Source organism: Bizionia paragorgiae, assembly GCF_900107625.1.
Classification (GTDB): Bacteria; Bacteroidota; Bacteroidia; order Flavobacteriales; family Flavobacteriaceae; genus Bizionia; species Bizionia paragorgiae.
The window spans coordinates 26,371-48,748 of the sequence record NZ_FNQK01000018.1 but is presented as its reverse complement, the minus strand read 5'-3'; the positions used below and the strand labels follow the sequence as shown (position 1 = coordinate 48,748).

The 22,378-nt window shown below is 35.5% G+C and carries 22 protein-coding genes and 1 tRNA gene; 8 read left to right on the top strand and 15 right to left on the bottom strand.

Annotated elements, in window-relative coordinates; all coding sequences use genetic code 11:
• From BLV64_RS12110 to BLV64_RS12055, 12 genes are all read right to left on the bottom strand, one after another.
• Positions 1 to 948, bottom strand: a complete 948-nt coding sequence (locus BLV64_RS12110) for an L-histidine N(alpha)-methyltransferase (protein ID WP_092135885.1) — start codon at positions 946 to 948, stop codon at positions 1 to 3.
• 8 nt (positions 949 to 956) lie between these two features.
• Entirely contained in the window at positions 957 to 2,105 is a 1,149-nt protein-coding gene (gene egtB / locus BLV64_RS12105) for an ergothioneine biosynthesis protein EgtB (RefSeq protein ID WP_092135882.1), read from the bottom strand.
• 207 nt (positions 2,106 to 2,312) lie between these two features.
• Positions 2,313 to 2,819 carry a GNAT family N-acetyltransferase gene (locus BLV64_RS12100; RefSeq protein WP_092135880.1) on the bottom strand — a complete coding sequence of 169 codons (507 nt, stop codon included), beginning with the start codon at positions 2,817 to 2,819 and terminating at the stop codon, positions 2,313 to 2,315.
• A gap of 23 nt (positions 2,820 to 2,842) precedes the next feature.
• Positions 2,843 to 4,531, bottom strand: coding sequence for a sodium:solute symporter family protein (locus tag BLV64_RS12095; protein ID WP_092135877.1), 1,689 nt, complete (start codon positions 4,529 to 4,531; stop codon positions 2,843 to 2,845).
• Between the two features lie 112 nt (positions 4,532 to 4,643).
• A complete protein-coding gene (locus tag BLV64_RS12090; protein WP_092135874.1) occupies positions 4,644 to 7,151 on the bottom strand; it encodes a PIG-L family deacetylase in 2,508 nt (835 codons plus the stop codon).
• A 194-nt stretch (positions 7,152 to 7,345) separates the two neighbouring features.
• Positions 7,346 to 8,422: a magnesium/cobalt transporter CorA gene (gene corA, locus BLV64_RS12085; RefSeq protein ID WP_092135872.1), complete on the bottom strand. Its 1,077-nt coding sequence runs from the start codon at positions 8,420 to 8,422 to the stop codon at positions 7,346 to 7,348.
• 11 nt (positions 8,423 to 8,433) lie between these two features.
• Positions 8,434 to 8,964, bottom strand: coding sequence for a mechanosensitive ion channel domain-containing protein (locus tag BLV64_RS12080; protein WP_092135869.1), 531 nt, complete (start codon positions 8,962 to 8,964; stop codon positions 8,434 to 8,436).
• A 64-nt stretch (positions 8,965 to 9,028) separates the two neighbouring features.
• Positions 9,029 to 9,625, bottom strand: coding sequence for a Maf-like protein (locus BLV64_RS12075; protein WP_092135867.1), 597 nt, complete (start codon positions 9,623 to 9,625; stop codon positions 9,029 to 9,031).
• Between the two features lie 2 nt (positions 9,626 to 9,627).
• Complete coding sequence (locus tag BLV64_RS12070) at positions 9,628 to 10,536, bottom strand: geranylgeranylglycerol-phosphate geranylgeranyltransferase (RefSeq protein WP_092135864.1); 909 nt, start codon at positions 10,534 to 10,536, stop codon at positions 9,628 to 9,630.
• 32 nt (positions 10,537 to 10,568) lie between these two features.
• Positions 10,569 to 11,102, bottom strand: a complete 534-nt coding sequence (locus BLV64_RS12065; protein WP_092135861.1) for a KdsC family phosphatase — start codon at positions 11,100 to 11,102, stop codon at positions 10,569 to 10,571.
• Complete coding sequence (locus tag BLV64_RS12060) at positions 11,089 to 11,850, bottom strand: Rossmann-like and DUF2520 domain-containing protein (RefSeq protein WP_092135858.1); 762 nt, start codon at positions 11,848 to 11,850, stop codon at positions 11,089 to 11,091. The genes BLV64_RS12065 and BLV64_RS12060 overlap by 14 nt, the downstream gene beginning before the upstream one ends.
• 18 nt (positions 11,851 to 11,868) lie before the next feature.
• The gene (locus tag BLV64_RS12055; protein WP_092135856.1) at positions 11,869 to 12,459 is read right to left on the bottom strand and encodes a Crp/Fnr family transcriptional regulator; all 591 of its coding nucleotides are present in this window, start codon (positions 12,457 to 12,459) and stop codon (positions 11,869 to 11,871) included.
• A gap of 74 nt (positions 12,460 to 12,533) precedes the next feature.
• Here BLV64_RS12055 and BLV64_RS12050 point away from each other — a divergent pair, with 74 nt between their 5' ends.
• The 4 genes from BLV64_RS12050 (at position 12,534) to mscL (ending at position 17,087) form a co-directional block, all read left to right on the top strand.
• Positions 12,534 to 12,815 carry a hypothetical protein gene (locus tag BLV64_RS12050; protein ID WP_092135854.1) on the top strand — a complete coding sequence of 94 codons (282 nt, stop codon included), beginning with the start codon at positions 12,534 to 12,536 and terminating at the stop codon, positions 12,813 to 12,815.
• Positions 12,816 to 12,818: 3 nt separating this feature from the next.
• Positions 12,819 to 13,229, top strand: coding sequence for a group III truncated hemoglobin (locus BLV64_RS12045; RefSeq protein WP_092135851.1), 411 nt, complete (start codon positions 12,819 to 12,821; stop codon positions 13,227 to 13,229).
• Between the two features lie 90 nt (positions 13,230 to 13,319).
• The gene (gene ccsA, locus BLV64_RS12040; protein WP_092135848.1) at positions 13,320 to 16,619 is read left to right on the top strand and encodes a cytochrome c biogenesis protein; all 3,300 of its coding nucleotides are present in this window, start codon (positions 13,320 to 13,322) and stop codon (positions 16,617 to 16,619) included.
• Between the two features lie 6 nt (positions 16,620 to 16,625).
• Positions 16,626 to 17,087 carry a large conductance mechanosensitive channel protein MscL gene (gene mscL / locus BLV64_RS12035; RefSeq protein ID WP_092135845.1) on the top strand — a complete coding sequence of 154 codons (462 nt, stop codon included), beginning with the start codon at positions 16,626 to 16,628 and terminating at the stop codon, positions 17,085 to 17,087.
• Positions 17,088 to 17,380: 293 nt separating this feature from the next.
• Here mscL and BLV64_RS12030 read toward each other — a convergent pair whose 3' ends face one another.
• From BLV64_RS12030 to BLV64_RS12020, 3 genes are all read right to left on the bottom strand, one after another.
• A complete protein-coding gene (locus BLV64_RS12030; protein WP_092135842.1) occupies positions 17,381 to 17,752 on the bottom strand; it encodes a hypothetical protein in 372 nt (123 codons plus the stop codon).
• Between the two features lie 82 nt (positions 17,753 to 17,834).
• The gene (locus BLV64_RS12025) at positions 17,835 to 18,560 is read right to left on the bottom strand and encodes a DUF3307 domain-containing protein (protein ID WP_092135839.1); all 726 of its coding nucleotides are present in this window, start codon (positions 18,558 to 18,560) and stop codon (positions 17,835 to 17,837) included.
• A 6-nt stretch (positions 18,561 to 18,566) separates the two neighbouring features.
• Positions 18,567 to 19,157 (bottom strand): transcriptional regulator, encoded by a 591-nt coding sequence (locus BLV64_RS12020; RefSeq protein WP_092135836.1) that lies wholly within the window; start codon positions 19,155 to 19,157, stop codon positions 18,567 to 18,569.
• Positions 19,158 to 19,381: 224 nt separating this feature from the next.
• Here BLV64_RS12020 and BLV64_RS12015 point away from each other — a divergent pair, with 224 nt between their 5' ends.
• The 4 genes from BLV64_RS12015 to BLV64_RS12000 all read left to right on the top strand — a co-directional run bounded on the left by BLV64_RS12015 (position 19,382) and on the right by BLV64_RS12000 (position 22,335).
• On the top strand, positions 19,382 to 20,533 hold the full coding sequence (locus BLV64_RS12015; RefSeq protein ID WP_092135833.1) for a trans-sulfuration enzyme family protein: 1,152 nt from the start codon (positions 19,382 to 19,384) through the stop codon (positions 20,531 to 20,533).
• A 23-nt stretch (positions 20,534 to 20,556) separates the two neighbouring features.
• Positions 20,557 to 21,459 (top strand): 23S rRNA (adenine(1618)-N(6))-methyltransferase RlmF, encoded by a 903-nt coding sequence (gene rlmF / locus BLV64_RS12010; RefSeq protein WP_177165331.1) that lies wholly within the window; start codon positions 20,557 to 20,559, stop codon positions 21,457 to 21,459.
• Positions 21,456 to 22,172: a bacillithiol biosynthesis deacetylase BshB1 gene (gene bshB1, locus BLV64_RS12005; protein WP_092135828.1), complete on the top strand. Its 717-nt coding sequence runs from the start codon at positions 21,456 to 21,458 to the stop codon at positions 22,170 to 22,172. The genes rlmF and bshB1 overlap by 4 nt, the downstream gene beginning before the upstream one ends.
• Positions 22,173 to 22,259: 87 nt before the next feature.
• Positions 22,260 to 22,335: transfer RNA gene (locus tag BLV64_RS12000), tRNA-His, on the top strand.
• Positions 22,336 to 22,378: the final 43 nt, after the last annotated feature.

Below are 22,378 nucleotides of genomic sequence, written 5' to 3'. Positions count from 1 at the left end.
CTATGATTTAACTAAAATATAGTCGGCGAAGTATTCTTTAGAATCTAATAGTTTTGAGGCGATAGTTAATTTACTATTTTTTAAAATGCTACGCAAAACATCATCGTTATATTTACGAGAGGTTTCTGTATGAATTTTTTCTCCATTCCTAAAAGAGAAGGTTTTATTTAAAGCTTCAATTCTAACCTCTTGATCCCTTTTACTAACAATAAAACTTTGAGCCACGCCAGTCGTTTCGGAATACTCTGGAGCATGATAAAAATGATCTAAATTAAAGTTGGCGTCTAGTTCGGAGTTAATGCGGTTTAGTAAATTAAAATTAAAGTCTTTAGTGATGCCCGCTTTATCGTTATAGGCAGGTAATACAATGTGCTCGGGTTTTATTAAATCGACACCCAATAGAACCTTATCGTTAGTATTTAAAACAGCACTTAAATTTGTTATAAATGATTCTGCTTCCGTATCGGTTAAATTACCAATATTAGAGCCTAAAAATAAAACCACTTTAGGGTGTTTCGATGCCTTAAGGCTGTCTAAAACATGAAAATAATCGCCTTGTTTAGGAGCTATTTTTACTGCGGGTAATTCTTCTGTAAATCGCGACTCCAGTTGCTCTAAAGCATTCGAAGAAATATCTATGGGTATATATTTAAAAAGATAGTTGTTGTTAGATAAAACTTTTAATAATTCTTTGGTTTTAGTCCCATCACCAGCGCCTAGTTCAATCAATTCAAAATACCTATCCGGACTAATTTTTAAGCCTTTAATTATGTGTTGCGTCTGATTTTTAAAGATGTCAAATTCAGCTTTCGTCAAATAATATTCCGGGAGGTTCATTATTTTAATAAAAAGGGCATCCCCAATTTTATCATAGAAATATTTGGAAGGCAGTGTTTTTTCTGGAGCACTCAACCCCTTGTCAATATCGTTTTTAAATGTATCTTTCATAACTAAGTTTATTTGGCTAATCGTATTCCAGAAAACTGCCACTGTGATTCTGGAGAAAAGAAATTTCGGTAGGTGTGGCGACTGTGGTTTGCTGCGGTAGCTTTCGATGCGCCGCGAAGCACCATTAAATTATTCATAAATTTTCCGTTATATTCTCCAAGAGGCCCTTCGGCTATTTTAAAGTTTGGATAGGGAAGGTAGGCCGAATTTGTCCATTCCCAAGCCATACCCCAATCGAGTTGTGCCGCAGCAATTTCCCACTCGAACTCCGTTGGTAATCGGTATCCCGCCCAGAAGGCATAAGCCGAGGCTTCGTAATAAGAAATATGAGTTACTATAGCCTCTAGATCTACCGGTTGTAAACCGGATAAGGTATATTGGTGCCACTTACCGTTAATTGATTTCCAATATAAGGGATGAGATATCTGATTGTTTTGTAGCCATTGCCAGCCGTTGTCTAACCAGTATTTAGGGTTTTTATACGCATTATCCTCAATAAAAGCTATAAATTCACCATTGGTAACCAGGTCTTTGGCTATTTTAAAAGGCTCTAAAAATACACGGTGGGCACCGAGTTCATTATCATAACAAAAATCATCTGTGGTATGCCCAACAGTAAAAACACCCTCGGTACACTCCAACCACTCATTAGTTTTTGGTGCTTTACAGGTATAATTAGTGTCTTTATATTTTGGATAGGTTGGATTATGAGAAAAGGTGAATTTTAAATCGGTAATTAATAACTCTTGGTGTTGCTGTTCATGATTAATCCCTAGGGTAGTTAATGCTAAAACCTCATGAGAAGGCAAATTCTTAAGTAAGACATTCATTTCGCGATCAATATGTTCACGGTATTTATAAATCTCATCTACCGAAGGTCGCGTTATCAATCCGCGATGCCCTCTTTGTATTCGGTCTCCTAAACTATTGTAATAACTATTAAATAAAAAACCATAGCTAGGATCAAACACCTTGTAATTAGTCACATGTTTTTTTAAAATTAGTTCTTCAAAAAACCATGTGGTATGTGCTAAATGCCATTTCGGCGGACTGGCAAACGCGGCAGATTGCGGCGTGTAATCTTCAATTTGTAAGGGTTTACATAGATTCTGTGTGTGTGCTCTTGTTGTGTTATAAGCTTGAACTAAGTTTTCCATAGACTTAAATATAATAAGTAATTATGAATAAGTGCTTTCTAATGGGAGAATATTAAGTGAAAGGTCTTGTTTTATAGAATTTTAAGATATAGTAATACGGATACCGGGTATGCCTAAGGGGAATACAGCTTATTATGATGGGGAGAAAGCGATAGCTTAAAGCTGTTTAACCTTGAGTAATATTGGTTTTGCTTAAGCTTAGTAAAACTAAAGTTTTATTTCAAATAGAGTAAAGGCCCCTGCTTTGTAGTGTTCTGGAATGGGACTGTTGGGATCCAAATAACTAATACCTTTATTTGTGAATCCACAACTCGTATAATAAGCGTTTATTTTATCATTTCCAATGTGAGTATCGAGTCTAATAAATAATTTATTTTTAGCTTTAGCGTGGACTTTCGACCATTCGATAATGGATTTAATATAGCCACGGCCTCGATATTTTGGGTGTGTTGCAATGCGGTGTAAATAGAGAGCCGGATCTTTATTGGCGGCTTGCCAAATGAGCGGGTCCTCGTACGTAATTAAAAAGGTACAGGCAATGGTGTCCTTTTCTTTTATAATAAAATGACGGCTCTCTTTTATTTCTTTTTCGACTTGTGCACGATCAAAACCATTCCAATAGTGTTTTTGATGTCGTTTTTGATATTTGCTAGCTTCATCGTACAAATAAAAAACGGCATCGATATCTTCTATACAAGTGTTTTGAATGGTCATAACCTGCCTTACTTCATTTTTTATTAGTTAGACTTAAAGACGCCTTGAATTAGGCTAGCAATCGCAATTACAATAGCACAACCCACAAAATTTAACCATAAAAATGGAAGGTTTATCACCTCATATTCATTTAAAAAGAAAAGAGCAATCACGATTACTTGAGTAATTAAAGCGGCTACAAATACGGCTTGACCTTTTACAAACTTAAAAAAGAAAGCGAGTAAAAAGACACCTAATACGTTACCGTAAAATATGGAGCCTATTATGTTTACCAATTGAATTAAATTCTCAGCGAGATTGGCAACGCAGGCAATTCCTATGGCGATAATACCCCAGAGTAAAGTAAAGAGTTTGGATACTTTTACCATTTGTAACTCCGATTTTTCGCTGGTATTTCTTTTGTATAAATCTAAGGTCGTAGTACTTGCTAAGGCATTTAGTTCACTTGCCGTACTAGACATGGCAGCGCTTAAAATAACAGCTAATAACAAACCAATTAAGCCGCGTGGTAAATTGTTTAAAATAAAGTGGATAAATACATAATCTTTATCGTTACTTTCTACTTTTATATTTTGAGATTCGCCAGCTTTATCAATAAGCTCACGCGCTTCGTTTCTTAAATCATCACTCGTCGCATTGGCGGTCGCGATATAAGCTTGCATGTCTTGGTTTCCCGTTGCTGCATAATTAGTAATGAGTTGCTTTTTGTCATTAAAAATCTGTTTTTGCTCTTCTTGCAGTTGCTTGTATTCTTCGGCGTATTCGGAATTAAGGACTATGTCGGTGGCGGTCGGGTTAAAATTGACAGGCGCTTCGTTAAACTGATAAAATACAAACACCATGACACCTACGAGTAAAATGAAAAACTGCATAGGTATTTTTAATATCCCATTAAAAATTAATCCCATTTGCATTTCTTTTACCGATTTACCAGAAAGGTAGCGTTGCACCTGACTTTGGTCGGTTCCAAAATAAGAAAGCATTAAAAAGGTACCACCAATTATACCAGTCCAAAACGTATAGCGGTTATTTAGATTAAATGAAAAATCTAGAATTTCCATTTTACCACTAGCACCAGCAATATCTAAGGCTTTTGTAAATGAAATATCGGCAGGTAGTTTACTAACAATAATAAAAAAGGCAATAAACATCCCGGTAAAAATGACGGTCATTTGATGTTTTTGCGTGACGCTAACCGCCTTTGTACCTCCTGATACGGTGTAGATAATTACGAGAATACCTATTATTATATTTAGGAGTAATAGATTCCAGCCTAAAACAGCCGATAAGATGATGGCAGGAGCGAAAATGGTAATACCTGCAGCTAATCCACGCTGAACTAAAAAGAGAATAGCTGTTAGGGTTCGTGTTTTTAAATCGAATCTATTTTCTAAAAACTCGTAAGCGGTATAAACTTTTAGGCGGTGATATAGGGGAATAAACACCATACAAATAATAATCATCGCTATTGGGAGTCCGAAATAAAACTGAACAAATCCCATTCCGGAGTGAAAGGCTTGGCCTGGTGTAGATAAAAAGGTAATAGCACTGGCTTGAGTGGCCATTACCGATAAGCCTATAGCCCACCATTTGGCTTCGCTACCACCGCGAATATAATCTTGAACATTTTTACTACCTCTTGTTTTGTATGTTCCGTAAACTACAATCGCCAGTAGGGTGACAATTAAAACAATCCAATCTAATGCTTGCATATCTTAAAACGCTTTCATGATTAAATAAAAAATAATAATATATAAGGCATTAGCGACCAAAACGATGGTATATAAAGATTTCCATTTGTACTTATCCATAAGGTTTCGTGTTTTAGTTTTTTAAAGCTGAGGCTTCTTTACCTACAGAAAGCATGTTTGCAAATAAGCGATAGGCTCCCGAGACACCTGCTGGGAACTCTCTAAAGAAGCTTAAACCGGTGTATATATAATATCCTTTGCCGTATTTAGCAACGAGTAGACTTCCGTGTTTGGGAGTTTCTCCTTTGTCATTTAAAGATAAAATAGGTGTAAATTGATTATCCCATTGGTTTGGGAAGTATAAACCGCGTTCTTGTGTCCATCCTTTAAAATCAGCCTGAGTAATTTTATTTGGGAAATTTAACAAGGCGTGATTAGGAGCTAAAAAAGTGACTTCTGCGAACTCATCGGTAACACGATCTTTAGATAAGGTTAAGGGGTATGGCGCAAGCTTATTCGTTAATAAGCGGTGGTTTGTATTGTATTGTACAATCATATTGCCGCCATTTTTAACAAAATCAAATAAAATATCTTGCTTAAATTTTAACGTTTCTACGGTATTATAAGCGCGAATACCAACAACCACAGCATCGTATGGTTTTAGGGTTTCCGGAGTAATAGCGTCGGGGGTAATAATATCTACTTGATATCCAATTTGTCTAAGGCTTTCTGGTACCACATCTCCAGCACCCTCAATATAGGCGATTTTTTCACCTTGTTTTTTGATGTCTAATCTAACCACTCTGCTTTCACTTGGCAGTAGCACGGTTTGGTAAGGAATGTGGTCGTAATCGATTTCTATAAGTTCGCTGTTAAAAGTCTCATCACCAATAGTTACTTGCGGTTTTAAAGCACCTTCACTTTGTTTTGATGGTGGAATTACGGTAAAAACCAAGTGTTGTTCTTGTCCCTTATAAGCGATGTTAACCTTTTGTTGTCTTGGTAGTACGCGCCATCCTTTAGGGGCGTCTACACTAGCAACACCGTCAAGATTATCTTTTCCTGCTTTTACTATAACTGGGATTTCTTTGGGTTGGTCATCTTCGAAAATAATGACTTTCTCAGCAATTTTTACTGAGGCTTCAGGAATAATCTCAAAAGGCTTATAGCTTTCACCTTTAACAGGGTCGTTGGTTTTGTAAACTACAGGTTTAGTGTAGGGGATAGTAACGCCGTTAATTGTAATATTAAAGACTACATTAAAATAACTTGGCGTTTCAGGACGACCGATTAAATCTTTATTTGAAACCTTATACATACCTAAAGTTCCTTTTTCTGTTAACCAATACGGGGTGGTAACTACTTTTTTGTTTGAAGGTATAAAAGTCTCTTGAAGTTCTATTTTTCTGTTTTCAGCAAGGGAAATGTTTTTAGAAATGCTGAGGTGGTTAGGAATAACTACTGAAGCCAAACTCATGTTTTTAGCACTTCTATTAATCACTTCGATGGCTAAGTTTACCTCGTCATTTACTGTAGATTGTGAAGTGCCTGCAACCGCTTCAAGATACAATCCCGCACAAGCAGCAATAATGTTTTTTATGTCTTCAGATTTTACGGCTTTCCAATGTTCGTCTTCAATAGACTGAATTAGGGTATAAGCTTTTATAAGGTTGTCGATTGAAGCCGATGGGTTTTTAAAATCGTAATCCCGTTGCACTTTTTCCAAAAGCGCTCCAATAGCTTGTCCGCCCTTTACACGATTCCATGTGGTGTCTATACCTTCAAAAAGATCAGATTTGTTTTTCGGCATTTCTCCTTTAATCAACTCAACGTAATCTATGGTAGAACCACGCGTTCCTGTATCGCCAAAACCTTGAGATTTATGCTGACTGCGACTTAATGAAGCAATTTCAGTATTACTTTTACCTTTAGAAGGGTAGTAGGTACCAATATCTATAGGAAGTAGGTGTGATTTGTCGGCTGCATCAAATTTATCTTGACCACCATAAAACCAATAGGACGTATTAAAAAATAAGCGTTGTGGCTGCCAGGTACCAAAGTCAGTCACTTGGTTTTTATACGCCGAAGGGTCGTTAGCCACATCAAAAGCCTCAATACTTAGCATTGCCGAACTGGTATGATGTCCATGAGTTTTTCCTGGACTTCTGTGATCGAATCGGTTTATTATAATGTCCGGTTTAAAGGTTCTTATTGCCAAAACCACATCACTAAGTACTTCTTTTTTATTCCATATTTCTAAGGTTTCGTCGGGGTGTTTAGAATAACCAAAATCGTTTGCGCGCGTAAAGAGTTGTTCTCCACCATCAATAGCACGTGCCGTTAATAACTCTTGAGTTCTAATAACCCCTAACAGTTCTCTAATTTCCGGACCTATTAAATTTTGACCTCCATCACCTCGGGTTAGCGATAAATAGGCCGTTCGGGCTTTTACATTATTAGCCATATACGAAATAAGGCGCGTGTTTTCATCATCGGGGTGAGCAGCCACATATAATACCGAACCAAGGAAGTTTAACTTTTCAATGGCGTCATATATTTCGGATGCATTGGGTTTTTCGGGTTGTTGGGCAGCAGTAGAAAAGGTTACTATTAGTAGTAAAGCAGCAAGGAATTTTTGCATTATTGACTTTGTGTTTGTAGAGTTAGTACTTTTAATAAGTGATGGAATTGTGAGCTCTTAGTTTGCTGCAATCAAGCAAAACTGAGGTGAGCACAGGGTTTGAGTTTACATTACTTAGCTTAAAATCAAATATAAAAAGAAAACCAGCTTAGCAACTGGTTTTGTATTCATTTTAACGTTATTTAACTTTTTGCTTACAGCCACTTTTTACGTTTAAAATAGTAGAGCATTCCTATGAAAACAATAATCATAACTAACCAAAGTATATGGTAACTGTATTTATAATGTAGTTCTGGGATATTATCGAAATTCATCCCATAAATACCTGCTATAAAGGTTAACGGTATAAAAATAGTCGCTATAATTGTAAGTACTTTCATTACCTCGTTCATACGATTGCTAATGGTGGTCATGTACATATCCATTAACCCCCAAGTCATTTCACGATAAATGTCTATCGTATCTGTAATTTGTACAATATGATCGTAAACATCATCAAAATAGTGAAGGGTTTTCTCATCAATAAGCTTATTTTCACTTTTGTCAATACGATTTATTATTTCTCTTAGCGGGAAAATAGAACGGCGGATTTTTAAAATCTCGCGTTTTAAACTTTGGATATCGGTAGTGATTTCCTCTTTGGTTTGTCCTTCGAATAAACTATCCTCAAGATCCTCTATTTTATTACCCATGGTTTCAATAATGGCGTAATAATGATCGGCTACCGAATCAATTAAGGCATATAATAAATAATCTGATCCTAAGCTGCGAATACGGCCCTTAGATTGGCGGATACGTTCGCGTAGGGAATCAAAAACATCACCCTCCGCTTCTTGAAATGACAACACATAGTTACTACCTAAAACAAAACTGACTTGCTCGGATACAATATTTTCATCCTTGTCGTAATACATCATTTTTAAAACCATAAAAATATAATCTCCGTGATCATCTAGTTTAGGACGCTGTCCAGTGTTTACGATGTCTTCAAGTACTAAAGGGTGTAGATTATAGTGGTTTCCAATTTTTTCAATTTCTTCAATATGATTCAGTCCGTTAATATTGATCCATGTGGTAGATTCTGTAGATTTAAATTCGAAGGCATGTTCTACAGTTTCTAATTCCTGCTCCTTGAAGTAGTTTTCAGTATAATCGAAAGCGTCTATAAACAAATCGGAGTTTTTATTCCCAGTATAAATTAAGGTTCCGGGAACTTGGCCAATTTGCTTTTTATAGTTTTGTGTTCTTTTTTTAGGTTTTCTTTTGGACATAGGTGGTTAATTTAGTGAAAATCGCCAAAGTCTTCAATAGCATCTTTCTGAATTAAAGTTACAGCTTTTTGAAGAATTAAGTTATTAGGATAGGTCACTAAATTTCCATCGTCTAATCGCAAATGTAATTGAAAGGCTCTAATGTCTTCAATTACCGCTTCGATAGGATAGTCTTTATCATGGATTTGTATTTTATCACCGACTTTATACGGAAAAGAAAAAAACATTATAATTCCCGAGGTGATATTACTAAGAATAGACCAAATTGCAAATAAGGCAATTCCTATTACTGCAAATACAGATGAAAAAACGAGGGAGATGTCTTTACCGTCTACACCAAGAATAAACGCTTCGATTAGCAGTAATAAAAAGACCAAGCTTACGGTTAGGTAACGACAAATTAAAGCGATTCGCGCTTCGTTAACACCGCTTTTATGACCTATTTTTCTAATTGCTAATCGCGCAAGAGCTCTAATAATTATAAATATTACAATTATTATTACTGAGTTAATAAGTTGCGTTTTGTAAACTTCTAATAGCATTAATATAACTTTTATTGTAAAGGTAAGCAAGCGCTTCTATACAAAGTAATATTATAACATAACATTAATAATTGTTTTCTGCAAATGCGATTAATGTATTGTAAACAGCGTGTGTAGGTAAGCCCATAACATTAAAGTAAGAGCCTTCAATTTTAGTAACACCTATCTGGCCAATCCATTCCTGAATGCCATAGGCTCCTGCTTTATCTAATGGAGCGTAGGTGTTAATATAATACCAAATCTCTTCTGGAGTTAATGCTCTAAAGGTAACTTTAGTCACAGCGTTTATTGTTTTTTGAAACGTCATGTTTCGAATACAAACAGACGAAATAACCTCATGTGTAGCACCACTTAATGAAGAGATCATCTGAAAGGCTTCATCGTTATTTTTAGGTTTACCTAACGCTTTATCATTATGCCATACTATGGTGTCGCTAGTAACTAGAATATCATTAGGTTTTAATTCGTCTAGAAAAGGCAATGATTTTAATTGCGCTAAATAATCACTAATTTCAAAATGACGTAAACGAAGCGGGTATTCTTCTTTTATTGGTTTTAAGCGGACCTCAAAATCTAAACCTAAATTCTTGAAAAAATCTTGACGTCTCGGAGACCCCGATGCTAGAATAATATGTTTTCCTTTAAGTTTTTCTTTAAGCATGATTAAAATATAAAACGATAGAGTAGCATAGAGAACATACCGGTAACCATTATGGCTTTAAGCATAAAACTAACATGCTTGTATTGGGGGGTGTTTTCGGCCATGATTAATTTTATAGCCGTATAGATTAACGGTCCCACTACAGCTATTAAGAAGTATACAATAGCTTCATAATGCATAAATAAATATGCAGATATGTAATAAATAATTACCAAAATAGTAATTACGGTTAAGGTAAAGGCTATTTTACCTGTACGCGCCTTTCCTAATATAATAGGTAGGGTTTGCATACCTTGTTTATAATCGCCATCAACGTCAATGATGTCCTTAACAATCTCTCTTACAAAATTAATTAAAAAAGCAAACACGGCGTAATCCGTGAGCACTTCAAACATAGTCGATTGAATACTTTGATTAGAGAGTGTTATGGCAGGAATTAACTCGAAGATCCCTACAATTATAATACTAAAACTCACTAAAATAGATACAATTATATTTCCTGCAACAGCAATTTGTTTTAGATAGATAGCGTAGATATATAATAAGGCTGCTATTAAAACAAAAAGTCCAAAAAATGGCGGTTTGTTAACGGTATGAGATAAGTAAAACCCTAATAGTACACCTGTTATTGTAAGTGCAAAATAGAGATTATACGCCCTGTTTTCACTAATTTTATTACCTATAATCACTTTGTTGGGCTTATTAATAGCATCGGTATCAACATCGTAAATATCGTTAATTATATACCCACCTGCAGCGATGCAAACCGTACTTAAAATAAGTAGTGCAAAACCTAAAGGGCTTAGTGTCATATCTATGGCAAAAGCAGGGAATAAGGCATACTTAATAAGAAGCTGGACTACAGCAACCATTAATAAATTTTTATAACGAATCAGTTTTAAAAAGTTCATTAGTAATAATTAGTTTATTGAAATAAATATGGTTAGTGTGCTTCAGCATTAAAATTAGAGTCCCAATTATCTTGGACTTTTAAAACTTGTTCTATAACATCGCGAACGCATCCCTTACCACCATTTTTATGTGAAATATATTTAGAAATGACCTTCACTTCTGTAACCGCATCTTGGGGGCAAGCTGCTAATCCTACACTTTCCAATACAGGAATGTCTGGAATATCATCTCCCATATAGAGCACGTTTTCAATGTTAATGTTTTTTTCTGTGATATAGGTGTTAAACGGTTCCATTTTTAAATGAGCACCCAAATACACATCGGTTATCCCTAAATGTTGTAATCGCAAGCGAACGCCTTCATTTGTACCCCCAGAGATAACACAGACGTTATATCCTTTTAATAAGGCTTGTTTTAGGGCGTAACCATCTTTAACGTTCATGGTACGCAGCATTTCACCGGTAGTTGTAATGGTGATATTTCCATCGGTAAGTACACCGTCAACATCAAAAATAAATGTCGTAATGTGTTTTAAGTATTCTTTGTAGCTTTTATTGTTTTCCATGTGTAGTCTTAATAGATTCTGTTAGTAAAGTATAAATGGTCTTATGCTCTTCTTTTTCTAGTTGTTTTAAATGTCTTTTAATAGTTTTCTTGTCGTTGCGTTTCGCCGGACCTGTTTGAGCCATATACGGAGATATCGTTTCAATTTTTGCAGCCGTTTCTCTAATTAGCGGTTTTAAGATGTCAAATTCCACACCTTGCGATTCTGTAATCTCATGAGCAATTCTATACAGTTGATTACTAAAGTTATTTACAAAAACAGCAGCAAGGTGTAATGCCTGTCTCTGGTTGGTATTCACTTTATGAGATTGCGCACCTATTGCCTTTGCTAATTTTTTCAGTGTTTTTAAATCGTCTTTTTTTAGAGCTTCTACGCATATAGGAACAGCACTAAAATCGACTTCTGTATCTTTAGAAAAGGTCTGTAATGGGTAGAAAACACCGCGGTCATGCTTTTGCTCTATCGCATATAAGCTTGTGCTTCCCGAAGTATGAACTACCAATCGGTTTGTAAAAGGAAGCTGTTCGGACAAGGATTCTATGACATCATCACTAATGGCTAGCATGTAGACATCGGCTTCTATTAATGCTGAAAGATCATCGGTTACAGCAACTTTGTTTTTATATAAATCTATCGCTTTTAAATGTCTGTTGTACCATTGTACTACGGTGACATTTTCTGAAGCGTAAAAGGCCTTAAATAGGTGAGTGGCTACATTGCCGGCACCAAGAATAACTACTTTAATCATACCGCAAAAGTAACTAAATTAGAGATAAACTTTTCGTTCTATGATGGTTAATTTATTAGACCGTTCTAATTTTTTTATCGCTCTAATCACTGTTTCTACACGCATGCCTGTTAATTCTGATATTTGTTGTCGCGTAAGCTTGACTTCGTACAATGTATTTTGCTTATTATCAGTTGTTTTGAAATGATTTAAGAGTGTTAAAATACGATGTTCTGGAGGGTAAACGGAAACCTCTTTCATTATTTTGGCTTTATAAATCATACGGCGACATAGAATTTGAGTCAGTTTTAAGTGTTCTTCCGGATGAGCGGTTAACAGTTCTAAAAAATCAGATTTCGCTAGCGTGTAAATATAACTGTCGGTGGTGGTTTGTGCTGATGCTGGGTACTTAAAGTCACCAAATAGCGGAGGTTCGGCAAACGAATTATTGTCTTTAAAAAAACCTTGCACAAATTCTTTACCGTCTTCCGTTAAGTTAAACATCTTAACACTTCCGGTTTTAATTTGATAATAAAGTAACGGTTGCTCTTTCTCATTAAAAATCACGGTGTTTTTAGGATAAAATTTAAGCTGTGCGTTACTGGCTTCTAAAAGCGATGTGGCTATCATAGACTTATGATTTGAATCATAAAATAACAAAGATATGTTATAGAAATTTGTGAAGAAATTAAAACAGATATATTATGAAACTTTATAACAATTACCTTCTCGAATTTAAAAATTTATATATGGCCTATATGCCTTTAACTATTATACTTCAAAGTTGTATAGGATCGGTTGCGGCCATGCTAATCTTACAATCGAGTACACCAGATTACTTCCCGTTTTTTCAGTTAACAGCTTGTGTTATAATAACCATGCTTTATAATGCGGCTATTTTAGCGCAATTAGGAATGAAACTTATTTTTAATACCTTACTTTTATCCCTTCTAATAAATATAGTATTAATTATAATAAACCTTTAATTTATGTTGGAGCATAAAAAAGAGATTGAAACGCGTGACGATGTGTTTTTACTAGTCAGTTCTTTTTATGATAAGGTGAGAGTAGAACCTACTTTAGGTCCTTTTTTTAATCGTGTTATTAACGATTGGCCAAAACATATTGAGCATTTAACGACCTTTTGGCAAACAAGTTTGCTTTTTAGTAAGACTTTAGAAAACAGGTATACTGGAAATCCTATTGAGGCGCATATAAAAGTAGATAAGGAAAATGATCATGCGATAAGCGAATTGCACTTCGGACTATGGCTTAATCTATGGATAGAAACGATAGATGAGAATTTTAAAGGCGATATTGCAGAAATGGCAAAACGTCGCGCTCGTAAAATGGCTTCTTTTTTATATCTAAATATATTTGAATCACGACAAAGTCATTAAGAAAATTTAACAAAAGATTACTCTTTGTTAGACCGGTAAATACAAACAAAAATAAGTATCTTTGCCCGAGCTAAATAAAGGCTTATTATTATGCAGAATAAAATCGCGAAAATTCTTTTTTCTACCCGTCTAACAGCTATTTTGTTTATTGTTTTTGCCCTGGCTATGGGGATAGGAACTTTTTTAGACGCCGGACAAGACACTTCCCCAACTCCGTACTCAAGAACTTTAATATATAACACCTGGTGGTTTGAAGCTATTATGGTGTTTTTTGCTATTAATTTTTTTGGTAATATGTTTAAGTATCGCTTATTCCGTTGGAAAAAATGGGCGACATTATTACTGCATTTATCTTTTATTTTTATTTTTATTGGTGCATTTATTACCCGTTATATAGGATATGAAGGTATGATGCCAATTAGAGAGGGCGCTACCGAAAACACGATGCTGTCTCAAAAAACATATATTTCTGGTTTTATAAATGGAGATTATGAGATTAACGGAGTGCCACAGCGTTTGCGCTTTGAAAAGCATGTTGATTTTTCTCCACGTTTAGATAATGAGTTTCACTTTGAGACGAAGTACGACGGACAACCCGTAACTATTTCTATGGAGAAGTATGTTGGTGGTGCCGAACTAGATATCGTTCCTGACGAATCTGGTGAAGAATACTTAAAATTAGTGGAAGCTGGAAATGGAGATCCCCATAACCACTTTATAAAAGTGGGAACGATCGAGAATGTTCACAATCTGCTTATTGCTCTTAATAAACCAACAGAAGGAGCTGTTAATTTAACGTATAAAGACGGTGAGATAACTATCGATTCTCCTTTTGAAGGAGAATACCTGCAAATGGCTTCTATGAATACAGGGAAACTTGTAAAAGATAGTATTCAACCTTTAATGTTGCGTTCGCGTTATATTATTGGCGATATGCAAATGGTATTTCCAAATCCTGTTATTAAAGGGGTTTTTGATATTAAAGAGCGTTCTAAATTATTAAAATCACCATCAGAAAATGGTATTGTATTAAATATTACCACTAACGGAGAAACAAAACGCGTTAACGTATTAGGGGGTAGCGGTACAAATAACGGCTATACCAATGTTGAGGTAGGTGGTTTAGATTTAGATATTAAATATGGAGCTAAAGTTATTGAGCTGCCATTTAGTATAAAATTAAACGATTTTATTGCCGAGCGTTATCCTGGTACTGAAAATAGCTACTCGTCGTTTGCGAGTCAAGTAACGGTTATCGACGAACAAGAAGGCGATTTTGATTATAAGATTTATATGAACCATATCTTAGATCACCGCGGATATCGTTTTTTCCAAGCACAATTTGATCCTGACGAAAAGGGAACTATTTTATCTGTGAATCACGACTATTGGGGGACATGGTTTACCTATTTAGGATATTTCTTATTATATATTGGATTAATGGCTATTTTATTTGACAAGAATACACGATTTAAGGATTTAGAAAAGGCTTTAAATAAGATTAAAAAGAAGAAAGCAGAGACTTTAACAGTGCTGTTACTTATGCTTTCTGTGTCCGGTTTCGCACAAGAGGACCACTCTGGTCACGACCATGCTAATGAGGCACAAACGACTTCAGAGCAACACCAAGTTGAGGAAGCTAATATTGAGGACGTAAAGCAGGTTGAAGAAGCTAGCCATACTTCAGAAGAAGACCATGTAAAGGTTAGAGCAACTAAAGCTCAAATAGATTCTGTTTTAAGGGCAAATATTGTACCTAAAGAGCACGCAGAGTTGTTTGGTCATATGGTGATTCAAGATCTAGGAGGACGTATGATGCCATTAAATACCTATGCTTCGGAGTTGCTTAGAAAAGTGAGTAAAAGTGATACCTACGAAGGGTTTGATGCTAATCAGGTGTTTTTGTCTATTCAAGAAAGTCCGATGATTTGGTATAATGTGCCAATCATTTATTTAAAGGCTAAGAAAGATGATTCAATTCGTAAAATTATTGGTGTCCCAAAAGATCAGAAATATGTGACTTTATTGGATTTCTTTACAGATGATTTTCAGTATAAATTAAACCCGTATTTAGAAGAGGCGTCAAATACGCAAATTAAAACGGGGTACCAAAAAGAGTTTTTAGAGACCAATCAAAAGGTTAATCTATTATCGAATGCTATTGAAGGGCGCTCGTTAAAAATATTCCCTATTCCTGATGATGAAAATAACAAGTGGATTTCTCCAATGGAATTTAGAACGGAAGGGTATAGAGAGAAAATAGCAGACTCTACGTATGCTAGTTTTATAGATTCTGGTTTTAACTGGTATTTATACACGCTTAATGAAGCGAAAAAGAAAGGTAATTTTGCTGCGGCAGATAAGTTTTTAGAAACCTTTAAAAAGACGCAACATAATATTGGTGGAGCCGTGATGCTTAACGACGATAAGGTTCACGCCGAAATTATGTATAACAAATACGATATTTTTAAGAAACTATTTAGTTGGTACATGTATGCGGGTACCTTGCTGTTTGTTGTTTTAATTATTCAAATTTTTAAACTGAGAAGTAAACCTATTCATATTGCAGTACAAGTTTTAAAATGGAGTATTGTTGGTTTATTTGTGCTACATACATTAGGGTTAATATTACGTTGGTATATTTCAGGACACGCTCCATGGAGTGATGCTTATGAGTCTATGATTTATGTGGCTTGGGCAACCATGTTCTTTGGTCTCGCTTTTGGTAGAAAAAGTGATCTTACCCTAGCATCTACTGCTTTTGTAACCTCTATGATTTTAATGATTGCTCATTGGAATTGGATGGACCCAGCAATTGCTAACCTACAGCCGGTATTAGATAGTTATTGGTTAATGATTCACGTAGCAGTTATTGTGGCAAGTTACGGACCGTTTACCCTTGGAATGATTTTGGGTATCGTGGTACTATTTTTAATGATACTTACCAACGAGAAGAATAAAGCTAAAATGCTGATTAATATTAAAGAGCTTACCATTATTAATGAAATGGCATTAACAGTAGGTTTAGTCATGTTAACTATAGGTAACTTCCTTGGGGGACAATGGGCCAACGAAAGTTGGGGCCGTTACTGGGGATGGGATCCTAAGGAAACATGGGCTTTAATTAGTATTATGGTTTATGCTTTTGTAATTCATATGCGCTTAGTGCCAGGTTTACGTGGTCGTTGGATTTTCAACCTTATGTCAATAGTCGCTTTTGCAAGTATTTTAATGACCTATTTTGGAGTGAATTTCTACCTTGCCGGTTTGCACTCGTATGCTAGTGGAGACCAAATAGTGAGTCTTAAGTTTATTGCTATAGCAGTTGCGATTGTAGCGGTTATCGGATTCTTCTCATATTTAAAATTCAAGAAGTTTTATAAGAAATAATCAGTAATGGGTTTTTTTAAAGAATTTAAGGAGTTTGCTGTTAAAGGTAATATGATGGATATGGCCATTGGTATTATCATAGGCGCCTCTTTTAATAAGGTGATTGATGTTCTGGTAAAAAAGGTGTTAATGCCACCCTTGTCTTTAATGAGTAACGGTATAAACCTTCAAAATAGAAAACTTGTATTGCGTACTAGTGAGTTGGACGAAGCTGGTAAGGTTTTAGTAGAGGAAGTTGCTATTCAATATGGTGCTTTAGCCGAAGCACTAATCGATTTTTTGATTATAGGGATGACGATATTTGTGGTTGTAAAAGCAATGAATAAGCTACGAGACCGATCGCAAAACCCAAAAGATAAAACGGTGAAAACCCCAAAAGATATTCAGTTATTAAGCGAGCTAAATACGCTTATGCAAGAACAAAATGAGTTGTTGCGCAAGCAAAAGTCTCAGAGGGAAGATAAGTAATCTAAGAATCCAGTTGTTCTAACTTTAATTCGTCGTAGTTTTTTTGTATTTTTAAAAAGCATTACGTTTAAATTTCACTTATTTATAAATACGAAACTATGAAAAAAATACTTCAGATTATCGCCGCTTACTGGGGGGCGAAGAAATTAAATAAATTTGGTTGTGTAGGGTTTGTAGTCATTTTTATAATTCTATACTTAATTTTGGGAAAAGTCCTTTAAAATAATAAAAAAAGCAGCATACAATTCTAGAATTGTATGCTGCTTTTTTAGTAGCTAACTGTAGTATGTGCTCTACAGTTTTATTAAAGTTTTATTTAAGTTCAAATCGTTTAACATATCATGGGTAAATTTATAATGCCCACGTTTTGTGATGATTCTAAACCTGTGGTCGTTCATTCGCGTTAATACGTCTAAAAAACGCCATTTTGTTTTTAATAATCGTGGTTCTTGACTTTTTACACTAAGTTCAAAATAGTATTTTCTAGTGCGTCGTGTAGCAGTAATATCGGGGGTAATTGTGATATCGGTGCCTTGTTTCTTGTAGGATTTCGGACTCTCGTAGCCTTCAATATCTGACTTGATATTTTCAAATCCTAAATTTTCTAAATAGCTAATCGATTCCAATAGGAATGCTTCGTTTTCTTTTTTCTCTGAGTGTACCATAGGCCTAAGTTAATAAAAGAAATACGTGTTTTGCGTTAATGCCTTGTTAAACCATTGGTTTTTAATAGTTTTGTAAGGATTTTTAAATGGCGCTATTAAAATAAATAAAGCCTAGTCCCGCTAAAATGGCGAAGCCAAAACTCATTAACGTGCCTATTAAAACATACTCGGTGAGTTTGCGGTCTTTTGCTTTGCTTAAATCTCCAAACCTAAAAATAGATTTTGCAGCCATTAAAAAGCCAACACCTTCCCAGTGACCGGTAATAATAAAAACGAACACAAATAAACGTTCTAACACACCTATATAAGCGCCTGCCTGTTCTAAGGATCCACTTTTTTCACCTTTTGTATCTTCTAAGCTCCATTTAGAAATTATCACTTTCATGCATACTGAGGCTACAACTGTAGCTATTAATAAAAAGGTTATGAAAACAATAAGTTGCGGTGTTATTAATGCGGCAATGGAGAACTCAGAAGGGTAATAAATAGCTGTTACTACTGCTAAGATAATAAGGTGCGCTATTTGATCGGCAGCAAATAAAACCCGTGCATTTTTCTTGGTCTGCAGTTGTAGTTTGACTAGATCTATAGCATAATGCGTTGGAATGATTATAAGAAAGGCTAGCCAATATGATCTAAAGTCGGCTTGAAGGACTAGGGTTAAAGCTAAAAAGTGTATTAGAATATGGTAGTACACGTATTTTGACTTGTATTTTTTCTTTCTTTTGTGTTTCACCCATTTTGTAGGTTGAAAAACAAAGTCACCAAGGCAATGTGCAAGAACTAGTGTTAGAAAAAAGAAGAGCATAGGCGCTTAGAATTGGGAGTTATAATAATTAAGCATTTTTAATATTTCGTCGTAACCAATGCGTTTTAATCCTGCACTAACATTACCTTGTTTACGGTCTAATAATTTAGCTATCTCTATTTGGTTAAAATCGCTGTGCTCAAGGGTGGCTTTAAAAAGGAGGGCCGCTTTAGGGGTCCAACTATCCATTGTTAACGAGGCTAAATCAAGCATGATATTTATAACCTGGTTAAAAGAATCGTCTTCCGTTTTTATGGCTAAACGCGATTTTCTCAAACTTTCAAAGCATTCTCCTGAATTCACAAAAGCACTGCCGTTTGACTCTGTTATCGCCTCTGCATCGTAAGTTTTTTTGCCAATGCCGATGGCTAATCTTACATCGATGGTTTTAAATTGTTTAATGCTTGCTTTAATTAATAGAGCGGCTATTAATGCTTGTTTAGGACTAACCTCAAGTTGAAAGCTGTCTCCGCGATAAACTTCCCAATGTTTGGGAGCAGTGCCGTACTTATTAAGTTCTGCTTTTAGTGCCGCTAGCCATAATTTGGGATCAGCACTTCTGGAACTTATGATATCACCGGTGATTATACTTGTCATTTAGTATGGATTATATGTAAATGTATTCATTTTATCTATAAAAACCTAAATTATATGATTTATAGTATATATTTAGTATTATATGGTTTTAAGTATATATTTACAGGGATATGACGTATTGTATATAAAGACGATGTGTTTGACTACTCTTAACGTGCTTTATAAGACTAAAAATACTTTTGTATTAAAATCTTATTCCTTGGTCAATTTTTTATCTTTACAAGATGAGTAAAACAAAATTTGGGGTAAATACGATTTGTACCCATACTGGAGAAGTAAAAGACGAGCAGTTTAAAGGGGCGGTTTCCCCTATATACATGTCAACATCCTATGCCTTTGAAGAGGTTGCGGTAAAACGCTATCCGAGATATTTTAATACACCAAATCAAGAATTTGTATCAAAAAAAATAGCTGCTTTGGAGCACGCTGAAGCGGGTATGATTTTCGGCTCTGGAATGGCCGCTATCAGCACAGTGTTTTTAGCCTTTTTAAAAGCAGGAGATCATATAGTGGTACAAAACACACTGTATGGAGGTACGAGTAATTTTATACGCGAAGAGTTTCCTAAATATGGCATCGATTTCACATTTACTAATGGGTATAGTGTCGCTGATTTTGAAAATGCGATACAAAGTAATACCAAACTTATTCATATCGAAACCCCGTCAAATCCTTTAATGACTATTACCGATATTAGTGCTGTTGCTAAATTAGCACAAGCTAAAGGCATTAAAACCACTATCGATAACACTTTCGCTAGTCCGATAAATCAAACAGCTATAGATTTAGGAATTGATATTGTTATTCATTCGGCTACGAAATATCTAGGAGGGCACAGTGATATATTAGCTGGGGCAGTAGCGTGCTCTGAAAAAGACAGGGAGATTATTTGGAATGTTGCCAAAAACCTAGGAGGTAGTTTAAGTGATTTTATGGTTTGGATGTTAGAGCGCAGTATGAAAACCTTAAAATTGCGTGTCAAGAAGCAAAATAAGAACGCCCTAAAAATGGCGCAGTATTTAGCACAACATAAAGCTGTTAAAAGGGTGTATTATCCAGGTTTAAAAACACATCCAGAATACGCTTTGGCTAAAACCCAAATGAAAGGCTTTGGCGGGATGCTATCTTTCGAGCTACAGGAGACCTACGATGCGTCTCAGTTTCAAAAGCGCTTACAACTTATAAAACCCTCGATGAGTTTGGCAGGAGTAGAGAGCACCATGTTATCCCCGTACTTAACTTCTCATGCTTTACTAACGCAAGAACAACGCGATGCTTTGGGAATTGGGAAAGGGTTAATCCGTTTTTCGCTAGGTATCGAATCGCTTAAAGATTTAAAAGCAGATATTGAACAAGCCTTACAATCATTACATTAATACATACTAAAAGATCAAACAATTTGCACAAAAGAAACAAACATAAAGACGGATATGATTTTGAGCGTTTATTAAAAGCTCATAGCGATTTAGATCCCTTTGTTTTTACTAACGCACACGGTACACAAACCATAGATTTTGCGAAACCAGAAGCTGTAAAAGCTTTAAATACGGCGCTGCTAAAAGCACATTACGATATGGGGTATTGGGAATTCCCTAAGGCCAATTTATGTCCGCCAATACCCGGACGTGTCGAATATATCCATTATATGGCCGATGTATTAAAATCTCCCACTCCCAATGCTAATATTAAAGTGTTAGATATAGGTACTGGAGCAAGTTGTATATATCCTTTATTGGGTCATGCTACCTGCGAGTGGCAATTTGTAGGATCGGATATCTCGGAGCGCTCATTGGAAAATGCAAAAAAAATAGTAGATAAAAATAAACTAGGAGAGGCTATTACCTTTCGTTTACAACGGAGTCCTACTCATATTTTTAAAGAAATTTTAAGAGAGAATGACCAATTTTCTTTGTCTATTTGCAATCCCCCTTTTTATAAAAATGAAGCAGAAGCGTTCGAAGCAACCACGAGAAAACTAAAAGGATTAGGTAAGCTATCAGATACGGTAGTTAGAAACTTTGCGGGTACGGCTCAAGAATTATGGTTTGAAGGTGGTGAAAAAGCGTTTTTACATACTTATTTATATGAGAGCTCATTGTATAAAAAGCAATGTGTATGGTACAGTAGTTTGGTGTCTAACAAAGCTCATGTTAAGTCTATGCAAAGTTCGTTGAAAAAACTAAAAGCCGAAACGGTAAAAGTGATTTCTATGCCTATGGGGAATAAAGTGAGTAGGGTAGTGGCATGGACCTTTTACACAGAAAAAGAATTAAAAGAAGTCATAAATAATAATTACAAATGAAACTAGATATATTAGCCTTTGGCGCACACCCAGACGATGTCGAGTTAGGTGCTGGAGGAACCTTAGCGAAAGCTATTAGTGAAGGAAAAAAAGTAGGAATAATCGATTTAACTCGTGGGGAATTAGGAACGCGTGGTACCGAGCAAACTAGAAAGGAAGAGGCTAAAGCAGCGGCAGATATTTTAGGCGTTTCTATCCGTGAAAATTTAGGCTTTGCCGACGGCTTTTTTGTTAATGATAAGAAGCACCAATTGGAGGTTATTAAGATGATTAGAAAATACCAACCTGAAATCGTGTTGTGTAATGCCATCGATGATAGGCATATTGATCACGGTAAAGGGAGTCAATTGGTTAGTAATGCATGCTTTTTAAGTGGCTTGCTAAAAATTGAAACTGAAAGTGAGGGGAAAACGCAAGAGCGTTGGAGACCCAAGCAAGTATACCATTATATACAATGGAAAAATATTGAACCCGATTTTGTAGTTGATATTTCTGGCTTTATGGAAGTCAAGTTAAAATCGGTGTTTGCCTACAAAACGCAGTTCTATGATAAAGATAGTAAGCAACCAGAAACACCTATTACGAGTAAAAATTTCACCGATAGTATAGAATATAGAGCTAGGGATATGGGACGCTTAATTAATACGGATTATGCAGAAGGCTTTACTACAGAACGTTACGTTGCAGTGAATAGTTTGTTCGATTTAATTTAGAAAAAAGATTAAAAATTTCGATAAAAATGTTTTGTAATAATTAGTAAATAATATACATTTGCACACGCGTTACTGAAACGCTAAAATGGTGATTGTAGCTCAGCTGGTTAGAGCATCGGTTTGTGGTACCGAGGGTCGCGGGTTCGAATCCCGTCTTTCACCCAAAAAGCAAAAGCTTCTCTTTTTAAGAGAAGCTTTTTTTGTAT